This is a genomic window from Clostridium perfringens ATCC 13124 (genome assembly GCF_000013285.1).
Classification (GTDB): Bacteria; Bacillota; Clostridia; order Clostridiales; family Clostridiaceae; genus Sarcina; species Sarcina perfringens.
Map to the genome: position 1 here is coordinate 1,151,369 of NC_008261.1, position 21,423 is coordinate 1,172,791.

Here is a 21,423-nt window from a genome sequence, read left to right on the forward strand (position 1 = left end):
TATGATATACTTATAAAATATATTAAATAATTAAGGAAAGTAGGACTTTATGGATATAAACCCTATAGAAGTTCAATTCTTTACAGAAAGAGATTATATATTTAATATGTGGCTTCATAAGTATGTTTATAAATACAAAGATAATAGTATAGGAATTAAGTTAAGAGAATTATATGATAAAAATATAATTATGATAGAGGAAGATTTTAAGGAGGAATTTAATAAATGTATTATATATTAGTAAAAGATTTTAATTCTGTTGGTTCAGTAGTATATGCATCAGAAGATTCAAAGGAAATAGATATTATAGATGATTTATTAAACTATAAATTAGATAGTAAAAGTAAGCAAGTAGTTTTATTATCTAACTTAGAAATGTGGAAAGAGTATGAGCCTTTTGACATAGTAAAAAATGCAGGTGAGTTTATTGATAAGGCTATAATGAATTAGAGATAACTTGTTATAATTAGCGGTTTTTTAAAATCTATCATTTAATAACAAAGGCTATAACTGGAACTTAAATTTCAGTTAGATACATAATATTTAATAACATAGAGTATTAAATTATAAAGTTAGAGATTGCAAGTTATAGACTATAAATTTTTAATTTATAGTCTATAACTTTTTATGTTTTTTATTTTGTTTATGTTTTGGGGAAGTTTTTAAAGAAAGTTTTTAAGCTAACTTTTTTATTCAAGTATATTATCAAATTCTTCAAAAATAGATTTATAATTAAGTTTATTTATGGTCTTGAAGCCAACGCATTGCTGTGTAGGCGTAAACTGCACTACCACTAGATAAAACTTCTTCATCAAATTTAACCATTGGGTGGTGTTGAGGGTATGGATAGCCCTTATCTGGGTTTCCAGCTGCTAAAACTAACATGATGGCAGGAATTTTTTGGCTTATGTAAGCAAAGTCTTCTGAACCAGAAGTTTTAGCAGATTTTTGATTTCCAGCCATGGCATTTAGTTTGGCAACAGAGAATGTTTTATCTTCCCCTAAAAGTTCTTTTATGTATTTTTCAGAGCATACAGTTAAGTCTTTATCGTTAACTAAGGTTGGGCATCCACTTCCCCAAATTACTTCAGCTGAAGCTCTAAAGGATTTTGCTGTACATTCTGCAATTTCTTCAATTCTTTCCTTTATAAATGAGCGTGTTTCTTCATCAAAAGTACGAATAGTTCCACCCATAGTAGCTGTGTCAGGGATTACATTGGCAGCAATACCAGCATTCATTGTTCCAATTGTTAAAATTGCTTGATCGCTTATGGCAAGTTCTCTAGCATGAATTTCTTGTAATGCAATTAAAATGTGAGCAGCTACATTAAGTGGGTCAACTCCAGTATTAGGCATAGAACCATGACATCCTTTTCCTTGAACCTTTATTTCAAAATAATCAGCAGCTGGAGCTCCAATTCCAGGTACAGGAACAATAACAGTACCTGCATTAAAAGGCATTCCTGCCATTACATGAATCATTAGTGCCTGATCAACCTTTGGATTTTCTAATACTCCTGCTTTAATCATATCCTTAGAACCTTCAAAAATTTCCTCAGCAGGTTGGAACATAAGTTTAACAGTTCCTTCAATTTCATCCTCATGTTTTTTTAATAATCTTGCAGCACCAAGCATCATAGATGTGTGCATATCATGGCCACAGGCATGCATTTTTCCACTTTGGCAAGAAAACTCAACATCTGATTCCTCTTTAATTGGTAAGGCATCCATGTCACCTCTTATTAAGAAAACCTTTCCTTCCTTTTTTCCACCTGCTAAAGCAATAAGTCCTGCTTTTCCACATTCTATTGGCTCATAGCCCATATCAATTAACTCTTTTTTTACAAAGGCAAGAGTGTTTTTTAAATCAAATCCTGTCTCAGCATGTGAGTGTAAATATCTTCTGTTTGAAACAATAGTTTCTTGAAGTAAATTAGCTTCTTTTAGTAATTCTTCTGGTTTCATTTATGTTCTCCTTTCAAAGTTCTTTTTTGGGGTAATATTATTATTTTATCACATTCATAAATTTAAATCATTTTTAAAAATTTGAGTAAATAGACTTATTATCTCCAATTAATTAAGAATAAAACCATTATTCAAAACTATATTAAAAATTATAGGTTAATAATGGCTTTTTTAAAATTTTAATTATTACTAAAGATAAGATGTTAAAAAACAAGATTTCTATAAGGAAGTTTTAAACAATGAGAAATTAAATAGTGTTAAGAATTTTTTTAGATAATTATTATAAATCAATTTATGAAGGTGGAAAGTAATTAATTCACATGATATATTTAAAGAAAGCGTTTTAATTACATGAAAAGGTAATTATTTTAAACTTAAAAGATAAAACATTAAGGTGAGGATTAGAGAATGAATGTTAGAATATACAAAATTAATACAGGAAGAAATTTTAGTAGTGATAAGAGGAGCAATTTTCCTATAGGAGGAAAAACTAATTCTTTTTATTCAATTGGTAACTTAATGAGAGGAATAGAGGACTTTTATTTGGAGGGAAATCTTTATTTTATAGATAAGGAAGAAGAACTTGAGAAGTTTTATAATCCTTTAGGGGATAGATGGGTGGCAAAGAAGAAATATTACATAAGTCATCCTAAGAAAGAGAGAGAAAATTATCTTTTAGAGGCTAGTAAGTTTCATGAGTATATAGTTAGGGAGCAACTAGAAGAGATAGCAAATTACTTGCATCATGAGCTTAATATAAATTCTTTAAAGATAGAGGTTGAAGAGGGAAATGACTTTTCATCCTATACTAATATAGTTCTTGAGGAAATGAATCTTAATGATGATGGGAAAGTAGAACTAAAGGAAGATAAGACTTTAGAGATTAAGTGGAGTGGAAATGATACAATGGATTATGAAGCTAAGCAGGGGATGAAAGATGCTAATGGTTTAAACAAAGAAAGGGACAGTAACCCTTTGGAGGAATCTGGAGAGAAATCTTTTAAGGAAGATAAAGCAAGAAATATTTTAGAAAGTGGAATTTTAAATGGTAAAAATGAATTTCTGTGGATAGAGGATTTTGAAGGCTTAATTAATAAGGTTCAGGAACTTAAGGCTTCTAATAAAAGAGGAGAGAAGGAAAGTTTAGAGGGAAATTCTTTAGGTAAAGGAGAAGCTTCTTATATATTGGAAATAGATAATTCCTTTGGAATTAGTGAAAAAATAGGAAAGAAGATAGGGGTTAATCCTACTTGGCTTAAGAAATGCTCTTTTAAAATAACATTTTAGAATTAAGATTTAATAAAAGGTGATGTATCAAAACTTTAATATAAAACTTATAAATAGTAGAAGAGAGGATAAAAATAAGCTTTAGAATTTAAGTTATTAAGTAGAGTAATTTGTGATAAGAAGAGAAGCTGTTTAACCAAAAGTAGTTCTTATTTTTAGCAAATTATTCGAAGCAAGTAATTTCTAATGATTATAATGAGACTAAAGTTCTATTAGGGAGTTCAATATCAAAGTAAAGTTTAAGAACCGAGGAAAGTTGAAGAACTAAGTAAAGTTCAAGAACCAAAGTTAAAATTTAGACTTGAGCTTAAAATTCAGTAACTCTCATAATATATTTATAAGTTTAATTTTTAGGTTATTTTTATACAATGAAGTTGGTTTAGTTAAGGAATTAGATTATACTTTGGAGTTTTATTTCTAGCTATGTTTAAGAATAGTGTTGATAGTATGTAATTTTTTAAGGGAACTTGTTAAAAGTTCCCTTAATGTACATTTTAAGAATATTACTAAGCAACAATCATAATATTGTAGTCTTATTAAGAATATTACGAAGCAATAATATTATTTTACTCTTATATAGCCTATTAATTATGCTTATGATAATATAATGCCTTTTTCTATTTTATTTCCTTTTAAAAATTCTTTTACCTCAAGAGGTTTTCCACCTGGAAACTGTAATATTTCTATAATTAGAATGCCGTTCTTGGTAGCCACTTTAATTCCTTCATCATTTGCATCTATAATATAACCAGGCGGGTCAATAATATTTGCCTCTAATGACTTAGATTTGAATATTTTAACTGGAATATCTTTATAGTAAGTGTAAGCAGTTGGCCATGAGTTTATATTTTTATATGGCCAAGAACTTAATCCTCTTATTAAATTATGTATGTTAGTACTACTGTCATTCCAATTAATATTTGCCATTTGTTTGTTTAACATCTTTACATAAGAACTTCCATCATTGGGTTGTTTTATTCCACAAATTTTACCTGCTATAATTCCATTTATTGTTTCTTCTAATAGTTCAGCACCGTTTATTTTTAATAAATTGTATAATTCTCCTGCTGTCATAGATTCAGATATTTCAACCTCACTTCTCATGAGCATATCACCTGTATCTATACTAGTATCCATTAGTATGGTTGTATTTCCAGTTTTTATTTCTCCATTTATTAAACACCAATTTATTGGTGCTGATCCCCTATACATTGGAAGGAGAGAGGCATGTAGACAAATACATCCTAGCCTTGGTATATCAAGTATCTCCTTAGTTAATATTTGACCATATGCTACAACAATAATAAAATCAGGTTTTAGTTCTTTTAATTTATTAATGATTACAGAGTCTGTTCTTATTTTTTCGGGCTGAAAAATTGGAATTTCATTAGATAATCCTACTTCTTTGATTGGTGAAATTGTTAGCTTTTTACCTCTTCCACTTGGCTTATCAGGTTGTGTTATAATGGCACTTACATTAAATTTCTCTATCATTTTCTTCAATGAGGGAACTGCAAAATCAGGAGTCCCCATAAAAACTATTTTCATTATTGCTACCTCTCTTTTATACCTAAAAATATATTTCATAGTTATTTATTATTTACACAATATTTTACAGTTATTCATTTATTTGAGTATATAATATATAAGGGTTCAATTTCAAGTATTTAACATATATTATGTAAATTGCCTCCCTAATCCTAAAATCTTTTAATTATTCAAGGAAACTATAAACTAGTAACATACTTGTTAGAGCTTGTTTAATTTTTAGAAGCGTATAATGGGTTTGCAATACGAACCATTCCATTAAATTCTTTTTTTAATTCTGAAAATGCTAGATTAACCTCATCAGGTATAGAAACATGAGCAATAAAATCTTTTCCTTTAGGTCCATATCCATCTGGATTATCAGAAAGCCTTGGGATTTCACCCATTAGAAGAGTTATATAATGGTTAATGTCCCACATTCCTAAAATATCATTTTCATAAGCAAGTTCACCATTTTTAAGGATTACTTTTGCATTGTAGGTAGCAAAATTTATAATTTTAATATCATTAGAAACATATTTACGAAGTCCAGCTTCCATACGGTGTTGCATAGTTGCATCTTGCATGATTATTATGCTATTAAACTGGATGTTATTTTCCTTTAATAGTTCTAAAAGATATGTAATATTATTACCACAATTTGTGGAATTGCACTCTAAGAAATCTGCTTTTAAGTTATATTTGTATTTTAAGTATTCATCAAAAATTTCAGCCTCTGTTAATTTTGATGTGTCTACATTTGGCAATTGAGAATGCATTTTATTACGCAATACTTCTGTTGTATGACCAGCACCTCCAACAATTACATACTTTTTGGCAATATTATTTTTAATTCCTTCTGCTAAAAGGTCACCCCCACAGATTATACTCCCTCCAAAGAGTACCATTACATCAGCTTGCTCTATACCATATTTCTTTTCGAGTTCTTCTTTTCTTAAAGAAGGAATATCTCTTTTTCCACAAAACCTTCCTAGCACATTAATATATTCTGCTGTTTTTTCCTTCATAAATTTTACCTCCAAAAATAAAATTAACCCAATTAAGCTTAGGAAAGCATAAGATTTATAAATATTTATAAATCTTATAAAGGTCTTTTATTTCCTAAAAAAATATCATGTTTATTATTAATAAAACTATAGCTATGGAGCTAAAGCCTATGGAAAAATAGTCATAGTATTTTTCCTTTGAATTTTTAGTTTCTTTTAAAAGTCTACTTGATAAGATTAATTGATCCCCTAAAAGTACTATTAAGAGTAAGTTTATTTTCCCTTTTAAAAATACATATTCTACAAAGCCTACAATTAATAAAAATATGTAGATATAGCTATAGGCCTTTGGTAAGGTTTTTCTTATCTTACCTTCTAGTTTTAGATTTCTTTTGATTTTAAATCCAAACCTTAATACTATAAGAGCTATTAAATATAATGACAATAAAATTAATGCTGTTATAAGTTCAATTTGATTTTTAGACATTAAAACTCCTCCTTTGTAAAGATTGTATTTTTTGTAAAATTAAATAAACTTGTCCAATAGTTTATGTTTTTATTATACAGAATTTATGGCTTATAATTTCAATAATATATAAATTGAATAAAATTTATTTAATCATAAGGAAAATTTAAGATAAATAACCTTAAAAATACATTGTAAAGTGATGTATTTTGGGATTAAATTAATTTAATAATATTTGAATGTAGAATAAATTTATTATGGGTAAGAAATTTAAAGAATCAGTTTAATAAATTTTTATTAAAGGTTATCTGATGAGGATTAAATATATTAGTTATCACACTGCAAAGATGAGATAATTGTGGGAAATTCAAAGCATTCAGAACACCACAAATAGAAGATACTAAACTTATGAATAGTATCTTTAGTATGTAAGAATACAGAAAGAAACAGATAGTAGAAAATTAGTTGTTTATAAACAAGTTTCAACTTCTGACCTAAAATGTGATTTGAAAAATTAAGTTGAATTTCTTAGATAATATGCTAATAATAAAGGAATAATATTAGATGAAGTTATTAAGATTTAAGAAAAATATTAGAGAGGGTGAAGAAGGTGAAAAGAGCATACAAGATAGAGATTAATCCTACTGATGAACAAAAGTGTAAAATACATCGAACTATTGGTGTATCAAGATTTGTGTATAACTTTTATATTGCTCGTAATAAAGAAGTTTATGAGAAAGAAGGAAAGTTTGTAAGTGGCATGGATTTTTCAAAATGGTTAAATAATGAATACATTCCTAATAATCAAGAGATGAAATGGATTAAAGAAGTATCTTCAAAAGCTACTAAACAAGCTATTATGAATGCAGATAAAGCTTTTAGAGATTTCTTTAAAAAATCTAAAGGTTTTCCAAGATTTAAGAAAAAGAAGAATCAAGATGTAAAAGCTTATTTTCCTAAAAATAATAAGACTGATTGGACTTTAGAAAGACATAGAGTCAAAATACCAACTTTAGGATGGGTAAGATTAAAAGAATTTGGTTATATTCCTGTAAATTCAATAGTTAAAAGTGGTACTATAAGTCAAAAATCAGATAGATATTATGTATCTATATTAGTTGAAGAAGATGATAAGAAAGTATATAAATCTACTAATGAAGGTTTAGGTATAGATTTAGGAGTAAAAGAATTTGCTGTATGTAGTGATGGAATTAAGTTTAAAAATATAAATAAAACATCTACTGTTAAAAAAGTAGAAAAGAAGTTAAAAAGAGAACAGAGAAAACTTTCAAGGAAATATGAAAGTTTAAAAATAAGAAATAAAAATATAAAAGAAGGGAGAGCTACTGGTCAAAATATTCAAAAACAAGTAATCAAAGTACAAAAACTTCATCAGAGATTAATAAATATACGAACTGATTATATAAATAAAACAGTATTTTCAATTATAAAGCAAAAACCAAGCTATATAACTATTGAAGATTTAAATATTAAAGGAATGATGAAAAATAAGCATTTATCTAAAGCTATTGCAAGTCAGAAGTTTTTTGAATTTAAAACTAAGTTAACAGTTAAATGTAAAGAAAATAATATAGAACTTAGAATAGTGGATAGATTTTATCCATCATCAAAGACTTGTAGTCAATGTGGAAAGATTAAGAAAGATTTAAAACTGTCAGACAGAATTTATAAATGTGATTGTGGACTTACTATTGATAGAGATTTAAACGCAAGTATTAATCTTAAAAATGCTAAAGAATATAAGATAGCTTAAAATCAAAAGCACTTATATATGTACGGAGGGCTAACTTCGGAATTTACGCCTTTGGAGAGCCATACAAAATCGTAGTAGCTTAGGCAAGGCGAGGCTCTATGAAGAAGGAAATTTCTCAATATGGATATATTTGACCATATTTTGAGTAGCAGCAATAAAACCAACCTAAATAAAGTTAACTTGTGGTTTTATAAAAGTTAATTTATTTTTTAAGAATGGTCTTAATTTAAAAGCAAGTTTTAGGATTTAAAGTAAGGTTTTTAATTTAAAAGTAAGCTTTAGAGTTTTAAGTAGAGTCTTAAACTTGAAAGCAAAGTTTTTAAGTTTAGTTTTCAAGTAGAGTTTTAAGTCTGAAAGTGAGTTTAAGATTTTTAAACAGAGTAAAAAACAGAGGTTTAAGTTGAAAAAGAGTTTTTAGATTTTTAAGCAAAGTCTTAAACTTGAAAGTAAGTTTTTAGGGATTCAAGTAAAGTTTTAAGTCTGAAAGTGAGTTTAAGGTTTTTAAACAGAGTAAAAAACAGAGCTTTAAGTTGAAAATGAATTTTAGGTTTTCAAGCAAAGTCTTAAATTGGAAAGTAAAGCTTTAATTTAAAATAGAGCATTTACTTGAAAGAAGATATGGGTTTCCTTTTCAAGCAAAGCTCTAATTTAAAAGTAAGTTTTTAGTATTTTAACCTTTGAGGTTTTATGATTTTAATTTTTTATAGCTTTTTAATTCTTGAGTTTTAAGCTTTCTTTATTAAATTTGGTTTTGTAGGTTTTTAGGCAAAGAGCCTCCAAAGCTGAGTGGTGATGAAGCAAATAACTATGCCTGCTACTGTTGGGATTAGGAAGCTTAGGGCTGTCCATTTAAAGCTCTTAGTTTCCTTTTTGATTGTCCAGAGGGTTGTACCACAAGGGTAGTGCATTAGGCACAGTATCATAACATTAATTGCAGTTAGGATTGTCCATCCATTAGCAACTAATAATTCTTTAAGCTCATATAGATTATCTAATTCTAACATTGTGGTGGCTCTTAAATAGCTCATTATTATTATAGGCATTACTATTTCATTTGCTGGTAAGCCTAAGATAAAGGCCATTAATATATATCCATCTACCCCTATGGCATTGGCAAGTGGACTTAAATAGTCAGCACATATTGTTAGGATTGAGGCATCACCAATTATTATATTAGAGAATATCCATATAACTGCCCCTGCTGGAGCTGCAATTGCAATGGCTCTACCTAAGACATATAGAGTTCTATCAAATATTGATCTTACTATGACCTTTCCTACTTGAGGTTTTCTATATGGAGGTAGTTCTAATATAAAGTTTGAAGGCATTCCTTTTAGTATTGTCTTTGATAGGATTTTTGATACTAGTAATGTCATTAAGACTCCTAAAATTATAACTACAGTTACTGTAAGGGCTGATATAAAACTTTCTTTTATTCCCACAGATATTCCACCTATGAATATGGCTGCTATGGAAATTAGCATAGGAAATCTTCCATTACAAGGCATAAAGGCATTAGTTAATATAGCTATAATCCTTTCTCTAGGAGAGTTAATTATTCTACATCCTATGATTCCTGCTGCATTGCATCCAAGTCCCATACACATGGTAAGGGCTTGTTTACCACAGGCACAGCATTTCTTAAAACATTTGTCTAGGTTAAATGCTATTCTTGGCAAATATCCTAAGTCCTCTAATAGAGTGAACATAGGGAAGAAAATTGCCATAGGAGGTAGCATTACTGAAATTACCCAAGCTAAGGTAACATAAATGCCGTCTATTAATATTCCTGATATCCAAGAAGGTAAGTTTAGTCCAGAGAAGAAGTCTCTAATGTAAATTTCTCCATGGGCGAACATATTAGCAAGCATTTCAGATGGGTAATTTGCTAGGGTTATGGTTATCCACAAAACAACTAATAGGGTCATTATCATAATAGGTATTCCTGTTGATTTTGACACAAGTATTTTATCTATTTTTCTCTGGAAGTCAGTATATTCTTCTCCACCTTTAACAACCTTATTTCCTATTCTTTCAGCTTCTTTTATTATGGATTTTATGATTATATCTTCTACTAATTCATCCTTATAATCTTTATTAAGCTCATCTTTTATTTTACTTATCATATTTATATACTTTTCTTGAATATTATATTTATTGTATAAGGATTTTAAGATGCTTGTATTTCCTTCTAGAATTCTAAGGGCTATCCATCTTTTCTTTCTTTTAGGAACTTCAAGGATTTCATCTAGTATGATTTCTATTTCTTCTACTGCTTTTTCTATAGGGGAATCATAATTTATTGCATTTTTTTTGGAGTCTTTTAGGGTTATTTCTTTAAAGATGGCCTCTTTTAATTCTTCTATGCCAACTCCATTTCTGGCAGAGGAGGAAACAAGGTTTGCGTTTAGTTCTTTTGATAACAAATCTAAATCTATTTTTATGTTATTTTTTTCTGCTTCATCAGTTAAGTTTACGCAGAGGATTGCCTTTTCTGTTATTTCAGATATTTGTATAAAAAGGTTTAGATTCCTTTCTAGGGAGGTTGCATCAGCCACAACAACCACTATATCTGGATCATTAAAGCATATATAGTCCCTTGCTATTTCTTCTTCTTCTGAATTTGATAGCAATGAGTATGTTCCAGGTAAATCTACTATCTTTATGGTTGAATCCTTAAATTCATAGTATCCTTCTGCCTTAGCTACTGTTTTTCCAGGCCAGTTTCCAGTATGTTGATTTAAACCAGTTAGAGCATTAAAAACTGTACTCTTACCTACATTTGGGTTTCCTGCTAATGCTACAACATAGTCTTCCTTGGTGTTTCCTCTTGATTTGTCTTTAGATAATAAGCTAATTCCAGTAGAATTTTTGTTTAAACTCATATCTTTTTCTCCTACTATTAAATTACTTCTATCTCTTCACATTCTTCTTCCCTTATGGCTATTACAGTTCCTCTTATTAAATAGGCTCTAGGGTCACCAAAGGGGCCACCATATAAAACTTTTATATCTGTTCCTTCTATTATTCCTAAGTCAAAAAATCTTCTCCTTAGTTCTCCCTGTGCCTTTATGTCAATTACCTTAACAGTTGACAATATTTTAGCTTCATGTAATTTCACCTTTATTCCCTCCTAAGGCTTAATCTAAGATTATTTTTAATGAAAGAAGTTTAGGGCTTTTATTAATTAACAGTACTGTCCATATATAATAAACTATGATGAATAATAATTTAGTGTGATTGAAACTTTAGGGATGATTGATATGGGTTGTATATGTGGATTAATAAGGAGTTAATAGACTATGCTTTAAGCTTAAGGGGATTTAGTTAGATTTTTTAAAGTAAGTGTATAATTGAAAAAGATTTATAAAGCTTTATCTTACATATATGAGTTATTTTCTTCCCTTAAATGAGTATATAATTGAAAAAAGTTATGAAAATTTTATAGGGAAGGGTTAGAAGAATAAAGAGTAATAAATTTAAATTATTAACAGTTTTGTTATATAATATTAGTAACATTCTGGGGTTTTATGGGGTGATTTTTAATGAGTAAATTTTATAATGAAGCAATTAAGAAACTTGATTATGATGAAAGACCATTATGTTATTTGAAGTGTTCTCTTTTAACTTTTGTATGCAGAAGAGGATATAGACCAGGGATACTCATTGCAACAAATAAAAGAGTGTTTTTTTATGAGTTAAATTTAGGCTTTTGGCATACAGAAAGCTTTTTATATGAGGATATTTCTTCTATTGAAGAAAGGGAAGGAATACTGAGGAAATCTATAGTTATGAATGTAAATGGAGAAGAGGTTAAGATATGTAATATAATTTCTGGAGATGTTCAAAGGTTTATGGCCATAGCAAAGGATAATATTAAGGTGGGAAGAGTTTAATGAGGAATAAAAAGTGTAGAAGAATTATAGAGATTTTATTTATATTATTACTAATAGTACCGTCACAGCCTATTTATGCAAGAGCAGGAGGAGGCGGTGGAGGAGGTGGAGCTGGAGGTGGTGGCTTTATCTCATCAAGTGAAAGTGGTGGTGGAAAAGATGGGGCCAGTGCCTTTGATTTTAAATTTATTATGAAATATAAACTTCTTTTTGGATCAGTAGCTTTTTTCTTGCTGTCTGGAGGGGGAGTTTTAATGTTTGTGGAGATGGATAGGTATAGTAAAGTGGTTAAGCGTAAAAGTGATAAGCTAAAGGAGTTAGCTTTAAAGGATACTTACTGGAATATTAATTATATAAAATCTGTTGTGGAAGATACCTTTTATAGTATTCAGTATGCTTGGAATGATGATGAATATGAAAGGGTGGAGAGTTTACTTACAACTTCATTATATAATAAGCACCTTAAGGTTTTAGAGGAGCTTAAAAGTGAAAATAAGAAAAATGTTTTAGAGGATATTCAGTTTAAGGGGTGTAGAATAATAAGTCTCTTTGAGGGGGATGAAAAGCAATGGGGATTTATTTGGGTTGAGGTTAATTTTTCCATGAGGGATTACATAGTTAATACAAAAGGGAAAAGAAGAGTAATAGAGGGAAATGATAATTATAGCAGAAGTGACTTTGAGTATTGGAAGTTTGTGTATATTGAGAATACATGGCTACTTTCAAATATATTGCAGAAAAATGAGGTGGGTTCAGGCTATAAGAAGTTATATAGAGAGGCTGAAAATGCCTATGGCTCTAGTAATATGAAGAAGGTTTAAAATTTAGTAGGGGTGAAAGATGAATATTGATATGGGATGGATGATTTTAGGCTTTGGTGCATTTATATTTTTAATTAGTTCGGTAGGTCAGCTAAGAAATGAAGTTAAACTTATGAGAGGGACTTTAAATAGGATTGCTGAAAGGGTAGGAGTAACTGAGATACTAACAAAGGAAGAAAAGGATGAATTAATGAGGCTAGTTTCAGAAGGAAAGAATGTTGAAGCTGTAAGAAGATGCAGAGAGATTACAGGTCTTGGCCTAAAGGAAGCTAAGGAATATGTTGATGGATTTGGTGAGAAGAAGATAGATTAGTCTTTGATTTAATACTATTGAAAAGTTATGGATAAATTTATTCATAAGGTAATAATGAGTTAAATAAGTTTTACATAACGTTTTGAGTTTAACAAAGAAGTTGTTAAACTGTTAAAGGTGAATTTTAGTGAAAAATGAAATATTAGATGGATAAATGTTGAAAAAAGTGTTATGGTAATATATAATAAAAATGCCTTATAAAGTAATTAGATTATTGTTATAAGGGAGTTATGTATTCAAAGTCAATTATGAATTTGATTAAGATTATAAGTAACATTTGTATAATATTTATGTTGTGCATGTTGCTACCTCCCGTTGATAGACTTATAAAGCTATTAATAGTTATATTGTATACTGATTTGTGTTATGGAGGTATGGTAGAGGATGAAATGTATATTAATTAATGTGCAGTTTGTTCAGTTTTTTCATATACTTGTTAGCTTTGATATCTACCGGTCGTTTAGTTAATAAGTTTTTTGGAGTTTAAATATGAATATAAAAGTCAAGTTTAAAAATAAGAGATATACTCATTTAGATGTAAAGAAGAATTATTTAAAGTATGAAAATCTAATAAAAAAACCAAAATGGATAGCAAGTCATGGCTTTTATCCTTTTATACATTATAAAATTAAATTTAATAAATATATTTACGATGAAGATATTAATAATAAAAAAAAGGATCCAAAAGGAAGAAACATATTTTATTCTTCACATGTTGATGGATATATATATCAATATTATGGTCAATTAGTTAATGAGTATTATGATAAAAAATCTATTGAATTAGGAATTAATAAAGTAGCTACAGCATATAGGAATAATTTAAGAGGAAAGTGTAATATACATTTTGCGAAAGAAGTATTTGAATTTATATGTAAGTGTAATAATGCATTCATTTATGTTAGTGACTTTAAAGGATTTTTTGATAATTTAGATCATAATTATTTAAAAGAAAAGTTAGAATATGTATTAAATGTTTCTAAGTTACCAATAGATCAGTATGTAATTTATAAGAATATAACGAAATATACGTATATAGAATTATCTGATATTAAAAGTGTAAAAGATAAAAATGATAATAAGGTTAATGCAAAAGCTAAGTATTTTAATACACAGGAATTTAGAAGTTTTAAGAAAAATAATTTGAAAAAAAATAAAGAAGAATATGGAATACCTCAAGGGGCATCTATTAGTTCTGTTTATTCTAATATTTATATGATTGATTTTGACAAGAAAGTAAATGACTATGTAACAAGCAATAAAGGTTTATATAGAAGATATTGTGATGATTTAATTATTATTATTCCAATAAGAGATGATGAAGAATTTAATAATGAATGTATTGAATATGGCAATAAAATAGAGTCAATAGTTCAAGATACACCAAGATTAGAGTTGAGCCCCGAAAAAACAGAAAAATTTATATATAGTGATTGTAAAGATAAAAAGCTTACAAATTTAAAAGAAAACAAGGATATTATTAATTATTTGGGTTTTAGCTTCGATGGAAATACTGTAAAAATTAGAGAAAAAAGTGTATTTAAATATTACTATAGGGCATATAAGAAAGTTGCAACAGTTAAAAGATATAGTGGTGATATAAGACAGAATGTAATAAAGAAAAAATTATATCAACAATATACTCATTTAGGTGACTATAAGTATGGTAAAAAGTATGGTAATTTTATTACATATGCTAGAAGGGCAGAAGAAGTATTTAATGAGAGTAATATATTGGAAAATAAAATACATAATCAGATTAAACGGCATTGGAATAATATAAATAAGCGTTTAAATAAATAACCTAATATTTTAATATTAGGTTATTTATTATATAAGAAGAGTTATAGCTTCTCTAACTTAAAAACTATTCTACATCAATAAATTCTTTTATGTAATTTTTGACTATTTGCTTGTGTCTTTCTTCATATTTATTTTTAGGATTCTTTAAAACATTTAAATCTTCTTCAATAGTTTTTAAGTTCCATTCAGATTCATCATCATAAAGTCCAATTACTAAAGTTGGAACTGTTATTGATAATTTAGCTGAAGGTATTTCTCTTAGAACTTTTTCAAAATTAGAAACTCCACTATCTATTCTTTTACTTAAGCTATATGATGGTACTATTAATACACATATATCAGTTAGATTATATGAGTATGATAATTGAAATTTGAAGTAGTTTCTATATGAACTTGCTACATTTCCAAATTCAACTTCTATTTGTATAGTTATTTTTTCACCATTTTCATTAATAAATGTTTTTTTGAAATCACTTCTTAAACTATCTTCGTTACTATCTGGAGTTGCCAAAGGTTCATCTTCCCATCCAAGATTTAAAAACATAAGTCTAAAGTATGTATTCATTATTTGTTGAATAACATCTTTTCCTTTCTGTTTTTTTGATTTTCCTTCATAAACAGGAAGGGGAGTATTTTGACAAACGTAGATTAATTCATCATAAGCTTGTTTATATTTTGGATGTTGAAGTATTTCTTCAGCATACCTATAAGAGTAAGTTTTTATTTTCATTAGTTTGCTCCTTTTAATCCAGTAAATTTTTATTCAACTGACTTAAAACATAAGTATTATTTAGCCAAAAGCTTTGGTTTGTCATATATCTTCCATCTGGTAACTCATTAGCATCCCTTGAAACATTTCCAATTTCAGTACCATCTTCAAATCTATAAGCACTTTTTTGCGCGTGAGGTCTTATATGAATAACTCTATTTGATTCTTTATTAGGTAAGTTATTGCTATAAATTACTTTGCCATTTTTATCAGTTTTAGGAGTGAATTTTACTCCATCTATTATTACGTTTCTTATGTTTTCCCAACCTTCGCGTACAGTAGTGTTTAAATCATCATAAGGTATGTTCCAAAGCTGAGCTCCTTTTAGAACATATTTATCACCATCTTTTTTATAAACTACAAATAAGAATTTTTGCTGATCAAGATAGTTAAATAATTTTGATTCTTCCCAAGTTTCTTCTACAAGTTTTTTAAATTTAAATGTAGGTAGGGGACTGCTTTCAACTATTTTATCTTTAGACTCAATGCGCAGTGCTTTTACGGTTATATTAGCTTTTTCAAATTCTTCTGCTTTGTTAGATTTTATTCCTAGCATACGGTAGGCTAGGTCAATCCATTGAGCCTTATTGTTTTTATATTCTTTATCAAATATTTTGCAAAGCTCCCCATCAGTTTTTCCTGCATAGGAGTTGATTTTATCTATTATTATTTCTTCAAAAGTATTAAATTTAAGTTCATTAGCATCTTTAATAATTGGTTCATAGGTTGTCTTATTTGGAACTATGAAGTTATTAAGAACATAAGTCATATAAGAGGCTTTAAATGAAAAGGCTCTAGGTTTAGCAAGAATATTTGAAAAAGGTTGTTCACGTCTATCAGAAGAAGAGGATGCTTTAGTAGCAGCACCAAGATACATTGTATCTCCTTCTGAAAGTTCATGAGCTTTACCATCTTTTATTTTATCTACAATTATTTTGAAGTCATTTTTTATTATTTCTAAATCTTCTTCAGGTGGAGTAAATAGCTTAGCATAGTTTATTTTATAATCTAATCTATTTCCTATATCCTTAGAATATAGGTAGTAAATAAGTAATATAAGTTGAGACTTATTCCAAAGGTGACTATCTTCAAAGCTTTCTTCAATAACTTTGAAGTAATCAATCATAGTTATTATTAAACGTTCCTTAGCTGAAAGAGTTTTATTTTTGTTTATTTTATATGGTGTTACTTTAAGTTCTACCCCTGCATCAGGAAAATCAGGTCTAGAATCATTATTACATTTATAATGGAAGTAACATTCTTCTATAAGGTCACCTAATCCACCTTTTCTTTTTTTGTTTTCATGATTTTCTGCATATTCTTCTTTTTCTTCACTGATTAAAAGTTCAGATTCATATTTTGTATAATCGTTTAAAACATCATTAAATGTTTTGCCTATAAGTTTTTGAGCATAATTTTCTATACTTATAGGATTGGTTTCATCATATAATTTTGTTGACATAATAATCTCCTTGTTAATATGTTAAAAAGATATAATAATCTTTTGGTAATTCATATTTAAATAGTAATTCTAACCATATTATACTATAGAATTATTTTGAAATTAAATTAATTATAGGTAAATATAATGATTAAATTGTTTTAAAAGAAAATAATGTATAAATATTATCTTAAGAGATACTTTGAATAAGTTTTTACCAATATTAACATAATTAAAGAAGAGTAAGTTTCACTTTGAATTTATCAAAATGTTATGTATAATTAATTAGTAACAAAGAGACGAATTAGATTGAGGTGCATATAATGGCGATAGAAAAAACTGTATGTGAACTGTTTGCAGGTGTTGGTGGATTCCACCTTGGATTAAGTAAAGCATCAGCAGACTGGGAGGTTCTTTGGGCGAATCAATGGGAACCTTCAAGAAAGGTACAGCATGCATTTGAGTGTTATGCAAAGCATTTTCCAAAGACAAATGCTGTTAATGAAGATATAGCTTTAGTAAATGAAAATCCAGAGGCTTTTGGACTTCCAAAGTATAATTTACTTGTAGGTGGTTTTCCATGCCAAGATTATTCAGTAGCTGCTACGAAGTCAAAAGGAATAGAAGGGAAAAAAGGAGTTTTATGGTGGGAGATAAGAAAGTTTCTAGAAAGAGACATGCCACCATTTGTACTTTTAGAGAATGTTGATAGATTACTAAAATCTCCTGCAAAGCAAAGGGGAAGAGATTTTGGAGTAATGTTAACTTGTTTTAGAGATTTAGGATACAATGTTGAGTGGAGAGTTATAAATGCGGCAGATTATGGATTCTCTCAAAGAAGAAGAAGAGTATTTATATTTGCTTATAAACATGATACTAATTATTGTGAAAGAGTAACTCAAGGATTAGAAAATGAGGGATTCATGGAAGCTTATATAAAAGAAAATGGATTCTTTGCAGAACCATTTCCTATAGAAACTATATATGGTGAAGATGAAAAAGTATTAAATCAAGATATACTTGAGGTATCAGATCATTTTTCATTTGGTTTCCAAGAATCAGGAGCATTAATAAATGATAGAATTTATACAACTAGATATACACCACAAAGTCAAGAACCAGTTACACTTGGTGAAATACTTCAAAAGGATGTAAGTGAAGAGTTTTATTTAGGTGAAGAATTAGATAGATGGACTTATATGAAGGGTGCTAAGGCAGAGCCTAGAACAACTAAAGAAGGCTTTGAGTATATCTATAGAGAGGGAGCTGTTGGATTTCCAGATAGTTTAGAGTTACCTGCAAGAACAATGCTTACAAGTGAAGCTAGTGTAAATAGAAGTACTCATGTAGTAAAGGATCCACAAACTAATAGATTAAGAGTATTAACACCAGTAGAGTGTGAAAGATTAAATGGCTTTGATGATGAATGGACTAATACAGGAATGACTCAGAAGTTTAGATATTTTTGTATGGGAAATGCATTGGTTGTTGGATTAATTGAAAGAATGGGTAGAAAATTAGATAGAATATTTGAATTAGAAGAGTAATTTATTTATTATATTATTTAATATCACATAAAAAATATAAAATAATAGGAGTAAAATTTATGTACACATATATAGATTTATTTGCTGGACCAGGAGGATTATGTACTGGATTTAAAAATGCTGGATTTAAGCCTTTAATTGCAGTTGAGATGAGTGATAATACTGTAAAAACTTATGCAAGAAACCATGAAGCGGAAGTTTATTCTTTACAAGAACTTTTAGAAAACAAGGGGAGACTAGAAGAAATATTAAATATTAATACTGATAATACTTGCTTAATACATGGAGATATACGTTTAGTAGATAATGATATTATAGTTGAAATACTTCAAAAGAAATTTAAAACTAATAGTGTAGATGTTGTTGCGGGAGGACCTCCTTGTGAATCTTTCTCACTTGCTGGGAAGAGAATTGATGGTGATGAAAGAGATGATCTATTTAAGAATATGCTAAGAATAGCTAGTATTTCAAATAGTAAATTTATATTTTTTGAAAATGTACCAGGATTATTAACTAAGAAAAGTAATAATATAAAAGTATTTGATGTTATTGTAGAAGAATTTGATAATTATGGATATAATCTTGCTAGTACTGATAAGAATATAATTAAATGTTTAGCTGCTGATTATGGTGTTCCTCAAAATAGAGAGAGAGTTTTCCTTATAGGAATAAATAAAATGTATGGAGAGAATCCATATATTTATCCAGAAAAAACTCACGGAGAAGGAAGAAAATTTGAATATATTAGTGTGAGTGATGCTCTAAGATATTTACCTGAGTTGAATAGTGGAGAAGGTGCTGATATTCAACAAATAACATATAACTTTGAGGAAGATTTTAGAAAAGGAAAGATTTCAGAAGCGGTATATAATTATTTAAAATTTATTGCAGGAAAGGAAGGGTATATACCACCACATATAAAGGAATCTATTGATGATGGCTTAATAGAGATACATAAAGCTGTTAAGCATAGAGAAAAAATGATTAATAGAATGAGTTATATTAAACAGGGCGAAGGTATGAAAAAGGCTGCTGAAAGATTAATAAATGAGGGAAAAGAAGATATTGTTAGAGCTTATTTTCCCAATAAATTATATGCTGCTAGAAATAGAAGATTAAAAGCAAATGAACCATCATTTACAGTAACAAGTCATTGTCTTGATGAAATGGTTCATCCTTATAATAATAGAGGTTTGACTCCAAGAGAGGCAGCAAGGTTGCAATCATTTCCAGATTGGTATGTGTTTGAAGGTGAGTATGTAAAATTTCATTCGGATCCACAACAAGATAAGTATGAGCAATGTGGTGATGCGATTCCAGTATTATTAGTAAAAGCTTTAGCAGAACAATTAAAAATTGCATTAAATATTGTTAGTGAACGAACTAGTATTAATAAGTAGAAATATATAAATAAAAATAGGAAGGCTTGTCCTTCCTATTTTTATTTTATTATTTTGTTTTTTCGATAAGACTTATTAAATCATTTAATTGGATAATATCATCTATCATAGAGAAATATTCTTTCCCTCTTACTTTAGATTGTTCCAATTCAACATTTCTTATTTCCTTATCTCTTGATGTATCATTACCTATAGAATCATTATTTGGCAATACTACAAAATAATTAATTTTTTTATTTTTAGCTTTAAAATGTTCTTTCACACCATAAGCATCCCACTGTTTTTGCTTAAATCTATCATGTCTAGCAGTTGTAGTATTATCAATAATTATAATTTCACCATTATTTAATTCGATTTCAAAATCAGGACTAAATTGTTGATAAGTTGTATCAGGATGATTATATCTAGGCTCGTACACAAATTTTTTGATAGAACCTTCTGATAAAGATTTACTTAGTAATTGTTTTACTAATGAGTTTAAGTCACTCCCATTTTTAGATTTAGCTGAATTACTCTCATTGAAAAGATCCATAGAAAAACCTTCTTTCTTATAAATATTTAAGAATATTTTAACAAAAATATTTTTTATTAACAGAATTAAGAGATGTTATAATTAAAGATTATAAAGAATTATCTTTAATATACTAATTTATTCACAATTTATGAATAAATTAGCATAAAATCCATTATTTTATTAAAAATATTTATATTAGGAGATTTTGTGGATGGAAGAAAGTTGTTAATAATATGTTAAGGTAGTAAAGAAAATTTACATTGACTTATTAGTAATTATAGAGACAATGTAACTATTAAAAAGATTAGAAAGGTCTGTATTCTATATAAGAAAAGATATATATTTAGTTACATTGCTCTTGAATACTCTTTAATAGATTAATAGTATATAGAAATTTAAGGGTTTAACCTAATCAAAACTAAATCCAAAGGCAGATTTAAGGAGTTAGCAATATCTTCAGCACTTTTTCCTTCATACTCTTTTACCATCTCATCTGATATAAGTAAGTGTGCAGCAAAGATTTTGGCATACCTTTCAAAGTCATCCTTTGGTTCTAGTGAGGAATCAGTTACAACATGTATTTCTTCTTTTGGGTGAATTAGAAGGTATCCTAATTCATGGGCACATACAAGCCTTTTTGTTTTTAATAAACAATTCTTATTTAAGTGGATGAAGCTTTGTCTTTTATAGGTATGGGAATAGCCATATACTTCTCCTAAGTCTTCTTCTAAGAGTATGATTCCCTTTGCTAATGTTATTTCTAATGGATCCCTTAATCCATATTTTTTTACTAATTGGTTTGCTAAATTTTTTATATTCATATATATTTTGGATTGCACCAATGAAACTCCTGATTAAATTTATGAGTTTTGATGCAAGTCCTTCACCTACCT

Annotated in this window: 20 protein-coding genes; 10 read left to right on the forward strand and 10 right to left on the reverse strand. The window is 28.3% G+C overall.

Features of this window, described 5'->3' with window-relative positions:
• Window positions 1-49: 49 nt before the first annotated feature.
• Window positions 50-241 (forward strand): hypothetical protein, encoded by a 192-nt coding sequence (locus CPF_RS04930; protein WP_004457183.1) that lies wholly within the window; start codon window positions 50-52, stop codon window positions 239-241.
• A complete protein-coding gene (locus CPF_RS04935; RefSeq protein ID WP_011590505.1) occupies window positions 226-450 on the forward strand; it encodes a DUF6718 family protein in 225 nt (74 codons plus the stop codon). Before CPF_RS04930 ends, CPF_RS04935 begins: the two co-directional genes overlap by 16 nt.
• A gap of 288 nt (window positions 451-738) precedes the next feature.
• Here CPF_RS04935 and CPF_RS04940 read toward each other — a convergent pair whose 3' ends face one another.
• The gene (locus CPF_RS04940) at window positions 739-1,965 is read right to left on the reverse strand and encodes a M20 metallopeptidase family protein (protein WP_011590506.1); all 1,227 of its coding nucleotides are present in this window, start codon (window positions 1,963-1,965) and stop codon (window positions 739-741) included.
• 408 nt (window positions 1,966-2,373) lie between these two features.
• Between CPF_RS04940 and CPF_RS04945 the strand changes: the two genes are divergently transcribed.
• Window positions 2,374-3,252 (forward strand): hypothetical protein, encoded by an 879-nt coding sequence (locus tag CPF_RS04945; protein WP_011590507.1) that lies wholly within the window; start codon window positions 2,374-2,376, stop codon window positions 3,250-3,252.
• 594 nt (window positions 3,253-3,846) lie between these two features.
• On the opposite strand, the gene fmt is transcribed toward CPF_RS04945, so the two are convergent.
• From fmt to CPF_RS04960, 3 genes are all read right to left on the reverse strand, one after another.
• The gene (gene fmt, locus CPF_RS04950) at window positions 3,847-4,800 is read right to left on the reverse strand and encodes a methionyl-tRNA formyltransferase (RefSeq protein ID WP_011590509.1); all 954 of its coding nucleotides are present in this window, start codon (window positions 4,798-4,800) and stop codon (window positions 3,847-3,849) included.
• A gap of 212 nt (window positions 4,801-5,012) precedes the next feature.
• Window positions 5,013-5,807: a hypothetical protein gene (locus CPF_RS04955; RefSeq protein WP_011590510.1), complete on the reverse strand. Its 795-nt coding sequence runs from the start codon at window positions 5,805-5,807 to the stop codon at window positions 5,013-5,015.
• 94 nt (window positions 5,808-5,901) lie between these two features.
• Window positions 5,902-6,273, reverse strand: a complete 372-nt coding sequence (locus tag CPF_RS04960; protein ID WP_003475668.1) for a hypothetical protein — start codon at window positions 6,271-6,273, stop codon at window positions 5,902-5,904.
• Window positions 6,274-6,862: 589 nt separating this feature from the next.
• Between CPF_RS04960 and CPF_RS04965 the strand changes: the two genes are divergently transcribed.
• Window positions 6,863-8,026 carry an RNA-guided endonuclease InsQ/TnpB family protein gene (locus CPF_RS04965; RefSeq protein WP_011590511.1) on the forward strand — a complete coding sequence of 388 codons (1,164 nt, stop codon included), beginning with the start codon at window positions 6,863-6,865 and terminating at the stop codon, window positions 8,024-8,026.
• A gap of 761 nt (window positions 8,027-8,787) precedes the next feature.
• Here the strand turns inward: CPF_RS04965 and feoB are convergent.
• A complete protein-coding gene (gene feoB / locus CPF_RS04970; RefSeq protein WP_011590512.1) occupies window positions 8,788-10,911 on the reverse strand; it encodes a ferrous iron transport protein B in 2,124 nt (707 codons plus the stop codon).
• A 17-nt stretch (window positions 10,912-10,928) separates the two neighbouring features.
• A complete protein-coding gene (locus CPF_RS04975; protein WP_011590513.1) occupies window positions 10,929-11,147 on the reverse strand; it encodes a FeoA family protein in 219 nt (72 codons plus the stop codon).
• Window positions 11,148-11,571: 424 nt separating this feature from the next.
• Here CPF_RS04975 and CPF_RS04980 point away from each other — a divergent pair, with 424 nt between their 5' ends.
• From CPF_RS04980 to CPF_RS04995, 4 genes are all read left to right on the forward strand, one after another.
• Complete coding sequence (locus CPF_RS04980) at window positions 11,572-11,922, forward strand: PH domain-containing protein (protein ID WP_011590514.1); 351 nt, start codon at window positions 11,572-11,574, stop codon at window positions 11,920-11,922.
• A complete protein-coding gene (locus tag CPF_RS04985; protein WP_011590515.1) occupies window positions 11,922-12,743 on the forward strand; it encodes a membrane protein in 822 nt (273 codons plus the stop codon). Before CPF_RS04980 ends, CPF_RS04985 begins: the two co-directional genes overlap by 1 nt.
• Before the next feature lie 19 nt (window positions 12,744-12,762).
• Entirely contained in the window at window positions 12,763-13,056 is a 294-nt protein-coding gene (locus tag CPF_RS04990; protein WP_011590516.1) for a ribosomal protein L7/L12, read from the forward strand.
• 489 nt (window positions 13,057-13,545) lie between these two features.
• The gene (locus tag CPF_RS04995) at window positions 13,546-14,859 is read left to right on the forward strand and encodes a reverse transcriptase/maturase family protein (RefSeq protein WP_011590517.1); all 1,314 of its coding nucleotides are present in this window, start codon (window positions 13,546-13,548) and stop codon (window positions 14,857-14,859) included.
• Between the two features lie 64 nt (window positions 14,860-14,923).
• Here CPF_RS04995 and CPF_RS05000 read toward each other — a convergent pair whose 3' ends face one another.
• Both CPF_RS05000 and CPF_RS05005 read right to left on the reverse strand, forming a co-directional pair.
• On the reverse strand, window positions 14,924-15,589 hold the full coding sequence (locus CPF_RS05000) for a BglII/BstYI family type II restriction endonuclease (protein ID WP_011590518.1): 666 nt from the start codon (window positions 15,587-15,589) through the stop codon (window positions 14,924-14,926).
• 13 nt (window positions 15,590-15,602) lie between these two features.
• Window positions 15,603-17,090, reverse strand: a complete 1,488-nt coding sequence (locus CPF_RS05005; RefSeq protein ID WP_011590519.1) for a Sau3AI family type II restriction endonuclease — start codon at window positions 17,088-17,090, stop codon at window positions 15,603-15,605.
• Window positions 17,091-17,392: 302 nt separating this feature from the next.
• Here CPF_RS05005 and dcm point away from each other — a divergent pair, with 302 nt between their 5' ends.
• Both dcm and CPF_RS05015 read left to right on the forward strand, forming a co-directional pair.
• Complete coding sequence (dcm, locus tag CPF_RS05010) at window positions 17,393-18,616, forward strand: DNA (cytosine-5-)-methyltransferase (protein ID WP_011590520.1); 1,224 nt, start codon at window positions 17,393-17,395, stop codon at window positions 18,614-18,616.
• Between the two features lie 59 nt (window positions 18,617-18,675).
• Window positions 18,676-20,016, forward strand: coding sequence for a DNA cytosine methyltransferase (locus CPF_RS05015; RefSeq protein WP_011590521.1), 1,341 nt, complete (start codon window positions 18,676-18,678; stop codon window positions 20,014-20,016).
• A gap of 49 nt (window positions 20,017-20,065) precedes the next feature.
• On the opposite strand, the gene CPF_RS05020 is transcribed toward CPF_RS05015, so the two are convergent.
• Together CPF_RS05020 and CPF_RS05025 are read right to left on the reverse strand one after the other, a co-directional pair.
• A complete protein-coding gene (locus CPF_RS05020; RefSeq protein WP_011590522.1) occupies window positions 20,066-20,548 on the reverse strand; it encodes a hypothetical protein in 483 nt (160 codons plus the stop codon).
• A 377-nt stretch (window positions 20,549-20,925) separates the two neighbouring features.
• Window positions 20,926-21,369: an ImmA/IrrE family metallo-endopeptidase gene (locus CPF_RS05025; RefSeq protein ID WP_041702642.1), complete on the reverse strand. Its 444-nt coding sequence runs from the start codon at window positions 21,367-21,369 to the stop codon at window positions 20,926-20,928.
• Between the last annotated feature and the right edge of the window lie 54 nt (window positions 21,370-21,423).